Consider the following 12,513-nt stretch of genomic DNA (forward strand, 5'->3'; position numbering starts at 1 on the left):
GCCGTAAGACAAACGAAAGGAGGTGATATTAAAAAGATGAAAAAATTTGTTGTTGAATTATCAATTACTCAAACGTTTACGGCTCAAGTAGTCGTTGAAGGAGACTTTAAAGATAAGAAAGATCCTGCTATTGATGCAACAGCTAAACTTGCAGCAGATAATATGGATCACGACAATTGGGGATATGAAGAAACGGAATTCGAAATTTTAAATGTAACACCTGTACTAGACAATCTTTCGGCATTACATCACAAAGTATCGTAGCTTTGATGAACAGTTCGAGAATATAGCGACATAACAAAAACAAAGGGTAATTCCATCAGATAATCCGAATACCCAAATTATATTATTGTTTGCAGATTAATTTATTCAAGAAAAAGGAGACCATTATGAAAAAAGGATTTTTTACATTATGTTTCATAGGAGTGCTAAGTTTTTCTTTTGAGACTGGTGCATTTGCTGCGACAGAAACTAGCAAAGAAAACGGAGTAGACTTACAAATCGAGGGTGGAGAATTTTCTTTGAATACAACAGATATTCATTCATTCGGGAATGTAACATTAGAGGATCAACCAGAGATATATCATACATCCTTTGACGATAAATTTACTGTTAAAGATATACGAGGCACCCAGGCCGGTTGGAGAATAGATGTTTCTGCTACGCCATTTACTGATGGAACAAATACTTTACCTAGAGGGTCATTAAGCATAGCGCCGTTAACAAGTATTGAAAGGGTTGGCATAGGACAAGGTGCGATTCCTGAGAAAACAGCGACAGCCAATAGAATCATCGATGATGGCACAGTAACTATAGCAAAAGCTGATATAGGCAGTGGGATGGGGGTTTTTGACTTAAAATTCCCTAACAATGCTCTTTCGGTTGTGGTTGATCCAACAACGGCAAAAATAGAAGAGAATGGCCAATATCAGTCAACATTAACTTGGGATTTAGTTCAAGCTCCATAACTTACAAGAAAGGGGATAGGCTTTCACTATTCCCTTTTTGTTATGTTGTTTTTCTATATCCTGAAATATTGAAATGGCAATTTTAGATATAGAAAAGCCTCAAAACAATAAAAGGAGAAGGTTTGAGTGAAAAAAATAATTATTAGTTTAACAGCAGCCTTTTTAATGATCCCAATAATACAAAATACTCAGGAAGTTGAAGCAAGTACTAAAGAGGAGCAAATACCCTCACTAAAAGTTTATCAAGATGACAATCATACTAAAATGGAATGGGCCATTGAAATGTTAGATGAGGATGTATTATATCAAACCGGTTTCGAAGCAAATGATGAATTACCCCGATTGACATATAATGCTTCAGGAAATAGACAGTATGGGGGTCAATCCTTTACATCTGAAGAAAAATTTTCTGGTAATCAATCTTTAAAAGTAGTGGATTCATCATCTAACGGTAATTACCGGGAAACAGACCTGAATGGAAAAGAGACATTTTTACCTTATTCAGCTGCAATTTTTACAAATAGAAAATATATGGAAAATGGGACAGATTTATCGGTAAGTTTTCGTGCTAAAACTAACGGAGCTGGAAGCATTAATATTTATGGGAGTGGGGGATATGCCGATTACGGACAACAATTAAATATAACTTTTCTTGAAAATGTTTCTAAAGGAGATCTCACCGCTAAGGTTAGTAACCCGGAATTTTTCCAGAACTATATTAATAGAGGAATAAAATATTACTTGGCAACCGAGAAAGGTAAATATTCAGCTTATCGACATGTGACAAGTGTAGATATGGAAACTTCGACAATCACTCTTAATGCTTCTTTTCTTGGCGACTTTGCAAAAGGAGATAGAGTGTTAAAACATAATTATAGATCTCCTGTTTCCTTCAATAATAGAGCAGTTTCAAAAAATGATGGTTGGTCATTATTTAATGTAAATACAAAAGTGATTGATTATGAAGATTATAATACATTAATCAATGGATTTGAATTATGGATAAGGACGACAACAAATGACACTGTTTATATAGATGATTTGAAGTTGGGGTATGCGACAAAGTCTCAACTCTTTCGAGGAGACAAAAAGATATATGAAGGGTATTTATCTGACTTTACAGATTCTGAGGCTGTAGATAAAACCAAACCTGATAAAGTTGGGAATTATTCTATTCAGAAGGAAAATGACAAATTTTATATTTCAATAAAACCAGTAGAAGATCGGGGTTCAGAATATAAATATTCGGTAGGGGCCGTTGCCCATGATGGAAGTTTATATAAATCGGCCATTGAAACGGTAGAAATAACCAGTGGAGTTAAAGGGTATTCGTTTGTGTTTGATAATAATCCTAATACGAATCCAGGAACCAATATTAATACCACTGGAAAAATTGAAGTACCTATAAATACAAATGCAAATTCTTATTTGCATATTAAATCCATTGATAATGCAGGAAATGCTTCTGATACTATGCATATTTCTATGAAAGATATAGTGAAAAAAAAGCTCGAAGTAATGGTCCCTGAAATTAAGTCTCTCGGCTCAATCGAATTACAGGATCAGCCAAAAACATATAAAACGTCATTTAATTCAAACTTCCATATTCAGAATTTCTATCCAGGATCAGATGAAGGCTGGCGTCTTAGTGTTTCTGCTAGCCACTTAAAATTACTTGGAGAATCATACACGCTGCCGCAAGGATCTATCAGTCTTGAGCCACTTTCATCTATAAAAAGAATAAGTGAAGCCGGGGGTGGTAATGCTCCAACAAATGTAATGACACAAAAATCGATTATTGATAATGGGGCAGTCACTGTTTTAAGTGCATTAAGTGGGGATGGGATTGGAGAATATGAATTTGGATTCCCTGAAAATGCTTTGAGTATTGTTATCGATCCAACAACAGCAAAGGTAGGGGAGTATCAATCAACATTAACATGGGATCTAATATCTGCCCCATAATAGAAAGGAATTGAGTGGAATAAAATGAAAAAATTCTTGTTAAGCTTTATTGCTGTTGCATTTCTAACCATCGGATTATCACTACCCTCATTAGCAAGTGCTAGTACAGGGGAAATTCCTTATTCAGTAAAACCGATTCTGCCTAAGAATCAAGATGAAGGAATTACGAGATATATATCTATATCGCCAGACTCCAATACCTTACAACAGGAATTGGAGTTTTTAATTACCAATAAATCGGATAAGGAATTGACTTTAGAAGTTGAAAAATTAAATGCATATACTTCCGCGAACGGAGGTATTCAATATTCTGCTAAAAAAACAGAGAATAATTTGATTATTGATAAAAAGTTTGAGATGCAGCAGTATCTTCAGGCTCCGGATAAAGTAATTCTTAAAGGAGGCGAAAGCAAAGCTATTAAGTTAACAATCGATATTCCTAATATAGAAGGGACCATTTTGGGAGGGATTGCATTTAAGGGAATTGAAGGGACAGAGAAAAAGACAAATAGTGGAATATCCTTAGAAATTAAAAACAAAGTAAATACAGTATATGGGGTAGTGATAAACTTCCCTACTGATAAAAAGCCAGCTTTTGATTTCGGACAGGCATATCTAGATATGATGCCAAGCTATTATGTTATGAGATTACCTATTACTTTAAATAGTCCAGTACTGGTGAAAGATATTTCTCTTGAATATGAAGTGGATTTAAAAGGGAAGAAGTTATTTTCTTCAAAGGGGAAATTAGACTATGCACCCATGACAATGACCAATTTTGCTGTACCTTTTGAACATGATGAAATTGTAAAAAACAAGCCCTATACACTGAAAGGGAAAATATCCTACTTGGATCAAAACGGAGACAGACAAGTTCAGGAATTTAAAAAAGAAATTAGGTATAAAGAAAAAAATGAAGATAGTCATTCACTGATTACGAATTTGAAAAGACCAATTGTAAAGAATGGACCTGTTTATTGGTTGATTCCTTTGGCCCTTCTTCCTTTAATAATCTTTTTTGTTTTTCATATTTACCGTAGAAAAAAGAAAAGTAAGGACACAGATAACGTGAAAGAAATGGATCCAAAAAGGGAGGGAATATCTTGAATCCAAAAATAATCATTACTGTAACTGCTTTGCTTGTTATTTCATTATTCGCGAATATTGCATTAGGTTTTAATCTGAGCAATGAGAATAGTAAAAATGAAAAAATGACTGTAGCTAATAAAGAATTAAAAGAAAAGATTAAGGGCTTAGAACAAGGTTTAGATGAGGCAGAAGGGATTATAACAGATGAACAGCTGGCCGGAAATGAGGAGGCGAAAAACCTTGTTGAAAAATTCTTCAAGTATCAATATGACTACAACTCAGATACATACAAGGAAAGGTTTGAAAAAATTAAACCTTTAGTCAATAAAGAAGTGTACGGCCAATTAACAACTGCCGGCATTTCGGATATCCCGAATGTACGGTTTGAAAATAAAATTCAAAAGCTGAAAATTTATTTAACAGCTGATAATAAAGAATTATCGGGACTTGTTTTATTAGATTCTGTTTATAAATTTGAAGGGGTAGAGAGTCCGGAAACAACCCAAATATTTCAAGTAAAGATTGAGGAAAAAAAAGGACAAAAGCAAATCGTTTCCTTAGAAACTTTGGGAACTTTTGCTTCAATGTCGGAAAGCTGAGGAGATCTTATGAAATTTAAAATTACTGTTTTTTCTATACTTGCTGTTTTCCTATTTTATTTTTCATTATTTATTGCTGGATTTATTCCTTTTGTGGCTGAATATAAAACGGAATTTAGTCCAAGGGTCGTATTGGATTATACAAAAGACATCTTTTTTCATCCGATAGTAAATATTCAAGAAATGCATGCTGAAGAAAATCCGATGCTTTATGTTTCAACAGGTGTTGCTTTCATTTTGCTTATATATTTACTATTTAAATCCCGTAATAAAAATTATGAAAATGTTGGAGATAAATATGGGGTTCAAGGTTCTTCCAGATGGGCCAGAAATCCAGAAATATTTAAAGTGCCTGAACAGATTACAGTCGTACCGAGTAATGAGTTGTACACGGAGATAAAAAAAACACTAAATAATAATGAGGTGAAATAATGGCTGCTATTAAGGAAAGAAGTACAAGTGGAATTATTATGGGGATTAAAGATGGTAAAGCTTTAATCCAACATGAAAAAAGTAAATTAGCCAATCGAAATCAGTATGTAGTAGGAGGGCCAGGATCTTTTAAAACTCAGTCATATGTACTGAGTAATATGATTAACATTACAGACTGCAGCCTTGTTGTTACAGACCCGAAAGGGGAAGTTTATGAAAAAACAGCCAAAATAAAAGAGGCCCAAGGTTATGAAGTACGGGTAGTTAACTTCAAAAATATGGCTTTATCTGATCATTACAATCCCTTTGGCTATGTAAGAAGAGATTTAGATGCGACAACCGTTGCTAATACAATTGTAAGTGCGAAAAATGATCCTAAAAGGAAAGATATTTGGTTTAACGCTCAGTTAGGGTTACTTAAAGCTCTGATATTGTATGCAAAAACAGAATTTCATCCAGATAAAAGAAATATGGAAGGAATCCTGGATTTTCTTCAGGAGTTTGATCCGGAAGCGAATGAAGAGGGACACAGTGAGCTGGATGAAAAATTTATGGATTTGGACAAGCGACACCCCGCTAGGAGAAGTTATGAGTTAGGGTTTAAAAAATCTCAAGAAAAAACACGTGCCAGCATTATCATTAGTTTGCTTACAACAATTGGAGATTATGTAGACGACGAAGTAGCAGCTTTTACAAGTAGTAATGATTTTTTCTTTGAAGATATAGGAACTAGGAAAGTTGCTCTTTATGTATTAATTCCAACAATGGATTCAACGTGGGAAGGCCTTATTAATTTATTTTTTACACAGATGTTCCAAGAACTTTATATTCTGGGAGATAAAAATGGAGCAAAACTTCCTGTCCCTACGGTTTTCTTATTAGATGAGTTTCCTAACCTGGGTAAATTTAATAATTATGAAGAGTTCTTGGCCACCTGCCGGGGGTATAGAATTGCTTGCTGTACTATCCTTCAAAACAACACACAATTGATGGACAAATACGGTAAAGATAAAGCAGAGTCAATATTGGGAAACTGTGCAGTTAAAATTTGCTTAGGTAATGTCAATGATACAACGGCAGCTTATTTCAGTAATCTTATGGGGAAAGCCACTGTTAAAGTAGAAACGGGCGGGAAGTCCATTTCAAGAGGAGGACCCGGAGGTACTGGCAACTCGTCAAGCAGTTCAAATTTCTCTTATTCTCAAAGATCCCTTATGAATGCCGATGAGATTTTAACGATGCCAGAAAAAGATAGTTTGATTTTAATTGCTGGAAAGTATCCGATTAAGGCTAAAAAGGCTATACAGTTTGAGCTATACCCTGGATTAGTTGATGAATATGAAGTATCTCAAATGGATTATCAAAGGAAAACAAGTCAGGCTGCTTTAAATGCGCATGAAAAAGAGATTGCTGCTTTTGAAGCTCAGATGGCTAACTTAGCAGCTAATGAAGATTTTAATGAAGAGCAGGTTATTGAGGAGCAAACAGCAGCTGATGAAGAACAGAATATGATTCTTGATCAAGAAAGAGAAAGATTTGAAAAATATCAAAATTCCCTGAGTGTTTTAGAGGCTATGTCAGAAGAAAATAATGAAGCTAGAAATTGAGGTGATTAAATGTTTGATTTTGTCGGAGACAAGCTAAAGGAAGTCATCGAAGAAACAATTAATAGCTGGGTAGAGGAATTCATGAACTGGTTACTAACAATGGTTAATGCCCTTGTATTCGATTTACCGGAATCTGATTTTGTGAATAATGTAATGACTTTTTTTGTATGGTTTACAGGAGTTTTTGCTGTAGTCATCGCTCTCTATAAAATAATAGAATACATTATTAATACTCAGAACGGGACCCAAGAGTACCCCTTAGATGAAATTCTACTAAGAGTTATAAAAAGTGCAGCTGCAATGTTAGTTCTGCCTTGGGTCATTAAACTTATTATGTTAGATATCGCCCTTCCCATCGCAAACTATTTCGCGGCAGCAGGAACAGATTTTGAAGGGAAGGGAGGCTATGCAGTTATTTCAGCTGCACTATCAGGAGGAGTATTAGGTGCAACAGGTTTGGCGGGGATCGTCTTAACGACCCTGCTTATTTTCTTTGTAGTGGTATTTCTTATGTTTTTATATTCTGTCTGTGTATTTTATGCAGATTATATAATAATGCAAATCCTTATTGCCCCTGTATCATTATCAATGATTGCGGATGATAATAATTATTTTAAAGTTTGGTGGAGAGAAGTTTTATCTATTGTCACTTCATTATTGATCAAAATATTCTTAGTGACTCTAATAATAAATACTCTGTTTACAGGCGGGAATATTTTCTTGGCAATCGGAGCCGGCGCTCTAATTATTAAAACTCCTTCAGTGTTAAAGAACATGTGGTATGGAGGCGGTGGTGCCCGAGCTCTTTCAAGAGGTGCTGGAAATATCGGTTCAATGGGTTCCAGAATGCTACTAAGTAAATTTTTAAAGTAGGGAGGGATTACAGTGTTTCTTATCACATATAAAAAGGGGTTAAATTCAGAAAAGAGTAAAATCAAATTTGATCACCCACTAACTTTTTTAAAGGCGAACGAAATGCTAATTGAGGCCGTTACAAGGTATAAACAATCTGGCCAAATGATGAAAGTCAGTTATAAGATTATCGAAATTGAAACAGGTGAAAGTATTTTTAATTCGAAAATTTTAATAGACAGAGACATTCCTAGTCTCTATCACTTGATAAAAGAAAACTCTAATACACCTAAGTTGGTCCTCGATTATGTTCTTAAAGTAGAAAAACGCGAAATAATTGAAGAAGAAGGGCTACTTTCCTCTGATAATCACCTGGAGGAAAAAGCGCGATTAGAAGAATTAAAATCAGAAAAAAATGAGATCCTGCAGCAATTGAAAAAAGAAGAAAAAGAACGGCAACAGAGAGATATTGAACATCAGCAAAGAATGAAAGAAATTCAGGCTGAAAAAGAAGCTTTGGAAAAAGCTCTTAAATTAAAGGAAAAGGAAGAAGCAGTAAAGGAATCTCAGCGCATAGAAGCATTAAGATTATTGGAAGAAGAGAAAATCAAAGCTGTACAGCTTATGGAAGAAAAGCGTAATCTCGATAAAAAAAAGAAAGAAGAACATGAGGAACGATTAAAACAGGTTGAAAATGAGGCAAAAAAAGCTGAAATTGAGTTGGCCAGTATCGAAACGGAATTGAAAGTAAATGAACTTGAAAGAAAAAAGGAGCTTCAGGAGCTAGAAGATAAAAAACTGGAATCAGACAGGAAAGCAAGCATTTTAAAAGCTGAAGGTGATAAAGAAGAAGTTAAGTACCATCAAGAGCTTATTGAAATTCAAAAACGAGTTGTTTCTGAACCTCCACACCGGGAAAATAATCTAACTACCGCAGTATTACCAAAACCGACTCTCAAAGAACAACTTCAGGAGCTCGATTTTGAAGAAGTGAAAGGTAGGTCAATCCAGTTTGTTAAGTTTAGTGTTAAGGGGTCTGTAAACGGAAGTAAGAAGGCTTACAAACTATTAAAGAATTACCATGAAAAACGTCTTAATCAAAAACAGGAAAAGCTAAATATTTTAAATAACCAGGCTGCTATTGAAGAGAAAATCAATCTCGAAAAAATGAAGTTTTTGGAAGAGTTAAATAAAGATCGATTAAATCAAGAAAAGAAATTAAAAAAAGAGGTAAAGCAAAAGGAAAAGGAACTGCTTCGACAAAGTAAAATAGAAGCCCGCTACCGGGCTGCAAAAAAGAGAAAAATGGGCCGCAGCCCGATTATTGGCGGTGGGACCTTTAAGTATATATTTGGAACATTTACGTTTATCTTAGTTGGTATGTGTTCCATCTACTATTTCAATTTAGGTGATACTTTTCCTGTTTTAAGTGGGGTGGAAAGTAATGTAGGCAACATATTAACAAAAATTATGAATGCAATACAAAAAAGTTAGGTTAACACCTGACTTTTTTATTTTTCAAAAGGGGGAATGATTTGTGAAGGCTGCTGAAGAAAAGCTATTTGTCACGAAAGAGGAGAAAGATAAAGCAAATAATGTAAACATCGTAGATTATTTACTTTCTATCGGAGAGCCGCTGAAAAGTGAAGGAAACAATTTTTATAGACATGAAGATCATAACAGCTTAGTGGTCAATTCGAGAAGGAATTATTTCAGTTGGAATAGTCGGAATGTTTCAGGGAATGCAGTTACCTATTTAATGAACGTCCATAATCTTTCCTTTCAACATGCGGTAAAGAAAATCAATGATGACTTAGGTGATAAAGCACTTTCTGAATTTAAAGCTCCGGAGCCTAGTTATCCTAGTGAATTTAAATATGATGTAAATGAAGTTTCGTCTGCTGATAATGTCATTAAGTATTTGGTGGATGAAAGGAAAATTGATCCGGATTTGGTTCATTTGTTTATTGAATCTGATCTAATTAAAGAAGATTCTTATAAAAATGTTGTTTTTAAATGGAAAGAGCATGGTCAATTAATCGGTGCCAATCTACAGGGGACGAGAGAAATTCCGGAAGAAAAAAGATTACATGCTGACCGAGCTTATTTTAAGAAGGTTTTACCGACAACCAAAGAAGCTACAAATAGTGGTTTTAGCGTAACCAGAGGATATCCCGAAAACCTATTTTTTTACGAGTCTCCAATTGATTTATTAAGTTATTTATCACTGAATCGCTCTACTTTGAATAACTGTCGTTTAAAGAGTATGGATGGTTTAAAAAAACAGACAGTTTTTCAAACTATTAAAGAGACAATGGTGGATTTGAAAAGACAGGATCGTTCCATCGAATCGATAACTTTATGTGTGGATAATGATCAAGCTGGTAAAGAATTTATCGAAGTCATGCAGGAATATGAGTTGAAAGGAAAAGATGGTCAAGTTATAACCTTTCAATATGATGTTCCTGAGTTGCCGAAGGGGTTGACAAAATGGGATTGGAACAACGAATTAAAAGCAATAGTGGAATCTGAATTAAAAAAAAACCTCAATTCTGAATTAGAAATTTAAATACAAAGGGGAGCGAATGAAGATATGATTGAAGAATTTGAACTAATTATACAATGGGAAAGGAGAGTTTGTTTTGAATAAGTATTTTACTACAGTAGGTATGCATGATGGTTTTTTTGAAATGGAAATATTGGTTCATTTATCTGCTAAGGACAAAAAAGAGTCAAAGCATATAGCTAACAATCACCAATTGGGCACTCTTTATAATGACCGATTTATATTTAAAGGAGAAGATAGTCTGATAATAAACAGAGAAGAAACAGAAAAATATCAATTCCGAGTATGCAGAGAGTGGAAGCCTATTGTTGAGGATAAAGATTACGATGGTCTTACATGGGATGAAGCCATTAAATACTTAGTTGAGGAAAACGGTATAATATTACCTTTTACTTTAGAATCTTATTATTTCACTACATTAGAAACACATCCCTTTGTTAAGACTGTTTAATAGTAACTTCAAGAGAAAAATTCGCAAGCGCCTGCTAATTATAGGTGCTTTTTTATATTAAATTAATGTTGATTTAAAATAAAGTCCGATAATTTATAAAAAAGATTGATAATTTAAAACAAAGTTTGATAAAAACGAGACAATATTTGGGGATAAACCTTGATTTATAAGGGTTTAGTTACTGTTTTTGATCAAACTTTTTTTTGAATCTACATTAGGAGATGATTTTATGGAATTTAGCATTGAACAAAAAAATGTTATTCATTGTTTTTATAAAAATCAGCTTGTAGCTTATGATATGAAATCAGTAAATATATTAGATGATACTGAATGTGGATACTTTATGTGGAAGTTAGAATGCGAGTTAGCCCAGAAAGATTGTTTTAATGATATTAACAAATATGAAGAAGAATTATTTTTAATATTACTTGAAGATAGTAAAAATCAGCAAGAAAAAGGTGTTAATGCCAATTTCAATTATTCAAATGAATTAATAAACTTATTCAAAAATACGTTAAACGAATATGTTTATTTTTAATCAAACTTTATTTTAAATCTACAATTAAAAGGAGAAGTGAATCATGAAAGAATTATTCGTATGTGAAAAGCCAAGTGTAGCAAGAGATCTAGCGACAGCCTTATCAGGAGGATATAAAGACGGTGAAGGTCATTGTATAGGTAATGATGGCCGTATTTATACATATGCTTTTGGACATCTGGTGAATTGTGTAAGCCCGGAATCCATTAATGCGGAATGGGGATGGAGAGGAGATGTTAATAAGCTGCCGTTTTTCATTAAAGATATTCCTTTAACTCTAATTGATGATCCTGGTGTGAAAAAACAATATAGGATTATTACAGACCTCATGAAACGCTCGGAAATGGTTTATGTAGCGACTGATGCAGGAAGAGAGGGTGAACATATCTTCAGGAAGATTTACGCTATGAGTGGCCTTCAGAAGCCTCTGAAGAGGTTATGGATCCAAGACATGACAAAAGAGGGTATGCTGAAGGCTTTTCATAATGCAAAGGACGGTTCTCAGTATGAAGGATTAGCAGCTGCAGGGAAGCTTAGGGAAGAATCAGATTTACTTATCGGGATGAATACAACTATGATGATCACAAAATTGAGTAAAAGTTCAAAAGTTCTCTCATTAGGACGTGTTCAAACCCCAACTTTGGCTATGGTTGTAAGTCGAGATAAGACAATTGAGAATTTCTCAAAAGTAGTACATTACTCTGTTGTGGCCTCTGATAAAAATGGTGCGAAATATGAGCTTGTGTTAGACCAAGATACATATTTAACAAAAGATACAGCACAAGCCATCTTGGATTCTCTAGGGAATCGAACAAACTTTGAAATAAAAATAAAAAACAAAGAAGAAAAACCACAAAAGCTTTTTAGTTTAACTGAACTGCAGAAAGTAATGAATGCAAAGCATCAATGGGGTGCAGAGCAAACATTAAATGTGACTCAGACTTTGTATGAGAAAAAATTTGTTACTTACCCTAGAACCGGTGCGCAGTACATTGCGAATGATTCCGAGCTTCCGGAACTACTAGAAAAACATGCTGGCCACGAAATAGTAGATACGATTATTAACAAAGGATATAAAATTGAACCTTCCTTTGTTAATCCATCAAAAGTTACGGATCATGAAGCAATAATTATTACGTCTAAAGTGGCCAAAAATCTGTCGGGTGATGAAGCTCTTTTATATGATGTGATTTTTAAACGATTCTTGGCCGCTTTTTATCCAAGTGCTGTTAAAGAAGAAACAATTGCAATGTTTAAGGATAACGATCATTTATTCAAAGCTACAGAGTCTGTTTTAGTGGAGCTGGGATGGAAGGAACTATGTAAGCGTAAAATAATCCCCACCTTTTGATAAGATGAGGATGCTGATAAGATTGATTTACTTCACCGGTACCCTGCATTGATCGGGCAGTGAAACCGACCATGGAAGCATCTTTTGGATGACTT

General features: G+C 34.3%; 13 protein-coding genes. All 13 read left to right on the forward strand.

All coding sequences use genetic code 11. The annotated features are described in order from the left end of the window. Nucleotides 1-36 precede the first annotated feature (36 nt). The 13 genes from BQ4305_RS00320 (at nt 37) to BQ4305_RS00380 (ending at nt 12,418) form a co-directional block, all read left to right on the forward strand. Nucleotides 37-264, forward strand: a complete 228-nt coding sequence (locus BQ4305_RS00320) for a hypothetical protein (protein ID WP_110925959.1) — start codon at nt 37-39, stop codon at nt 262-264. Between the two features lie 125 nt (nt 265-389). Further along, nucleotides 390-968 carry a WxL domain-containing protein gene (locus BQ4305_RS00325; protein ID WP_110925960.1) on the forward strand — a complete coding sequence of 193 codons (579 nt, stop codon included), beginning with the start codon at nt 390-392 and terminating at the stop codon, nt 966-968. A 126-nt stretch (nt 969-1,094) separates the two neighbouring features. Next, the gene (locus tag BQ4305_RS00330; protein ID WP_110925961.1) at nt 1,095-2,933 is read left to right on the forward strand and encodes a WxL domain-containing protein; all 1,839 of its coding nucleotides are present in this window, start codon (nt 1,095-1,097) and stop codon (nt 2,931-2,933) included. A 24-nt stretch (nt 2,934-2,957) separates the two neighbouring features. Continuing rightward, nucleotides 2,958-4,040: a WxL protein peptidoglycan domain-containing protein gene (locus BQ4305_RS00335; RefSeq protein WP_110925962.1), complete on the forward strand. Its 1,083-nt coding sequence runs from the start codon at nt 2,958-2,960 to the stop codon at nt 4,038-4,040. Continuing rightward, nucleotides 4,037-4,621, forward strand: coding sequence for a hypothetical protein (locus tag BQ4305_RS00340; protein ID WP_110925963.1), 585 nt, complete (start codon nt 4,037-4,039; stop codon nt 4,619-4,621). The genes BQ4305_RS00335 and BQ4305_RS00340 overlap by 4 nt, the downstream gene beginning before the upstream one ends. A 9-nt stretch (nt 4,622-4,630) precedes the next feature. Continuing rightward, the gene (locus BQ4305_RS00345; protein ID WP_110925964.1) at nt 4,631-5,053 is read left to right on the forward strand and encodes a hypothetical protein; all 423 of its coding nucleotides are present in this window, start codon (nt 4,631-4,633) and stop codon (nt 5,051-5,053) included. Then, the gene (locus tag BQ4305_RS00350) at nt 5,053-6,660 is read left to right on the forward strand and encodes a VirD4-like conjugal transfer protein, CD1115 family (RefSeq protein WP_110925965.1); all 1,608 of its coding nucleotides are present in this window, start codon (nt 5,053-5,055) and stop codon (nt 6,658-6,660) included. Before BQ4305_RS00345 ends, BQ4305_RS00350 begins: the two co-directional genes overlap by 1 nt. A gap of 9 nt (nt 6,661-6,669) precedes the next feature. After that, a complete protein-coding gene (locus tag BQ4305_RS00355) occupies nt 6,670-7,533 on the forward strand; it encodes a conjugal transfer protein TrbL family protein (RefSeq protein ID WP_110925966.1) in 864 nt (287 codons plus the stop codon). A gap of 12 nt (nt 7,534-7,545) precedes the next feature. Further along, on the forward strand, nt 7,546-9,006 hold the full coding sequence (locus BQ4305_RS00360; RefSeq protein WP_110925967.1) for a hypothetical protein: 1,461 nt from the start codon (nt 7,546-7,548) through the stop codon (nt 9,004-9,006). Between the two features lie 43 nt (nt 9,007-9,049). Continuing rightward, nucleotides 9,050-10,081, forward strand: coding sequence for a DUF3991 domain-containing protein (locus tag BQ4305_RS00365; RefSeq protein ID WP_110925968.1), 1,032 nt, complete (start codon nt 9,050-9,052; stop codon nt 10,079-10,081). A gap of 73 nt (nt 10,082-10,154) precedes the next feature. Continuing rightward, a complete protein-coding gene (locus BQ4305_RS00370) occupies nt 10,155-10,529 on the forward strand; it encodes a hypothetical protein (RefSeq protein WP_110925969.1) in 375 nt (124 codons plus the stop codon). 229 nt (nt 10,530-10,758) lie between these two features. Further along, nucleotides 10,759-11,067 carry a hypothetical protein gene (locus BQ4305_RS00375; protein WP_110925970.1) on the forward strand — a complete coding sequence of 103 codons (309 nt, stop codon included), beginning with the start codon at nt 10,759-10,761 and terminating at the stop codon, nt 11,065-11,067. Between the two features lie 43 nt (nt 11,068-11,110). Then, nucleotides 11,111-12,418 carry a DNA topoisomerase gene (locus BQ4305_RS00380; RefSeq protein WP_110925971.1) on the forward strand — a complete coding sequence of 436 codons (1,308 nt, stop codon included), beginning with the start codon at nt 11,111-11,113 and terminating at the stop codon, nt 12,416-12,418. Nucleotides 12,419-12,513 lie beyond the last annotated feature (95 nt).

The sequence above is a fragment of the Bacillus massiliglaciei genome (genome assembly GCF_900098925.1).
GTDB lineage: Bacteria > Bacillota > Bacilli > Bacillales > DSM-1321 > Peribacillus > Peribacillus massiliglaciei.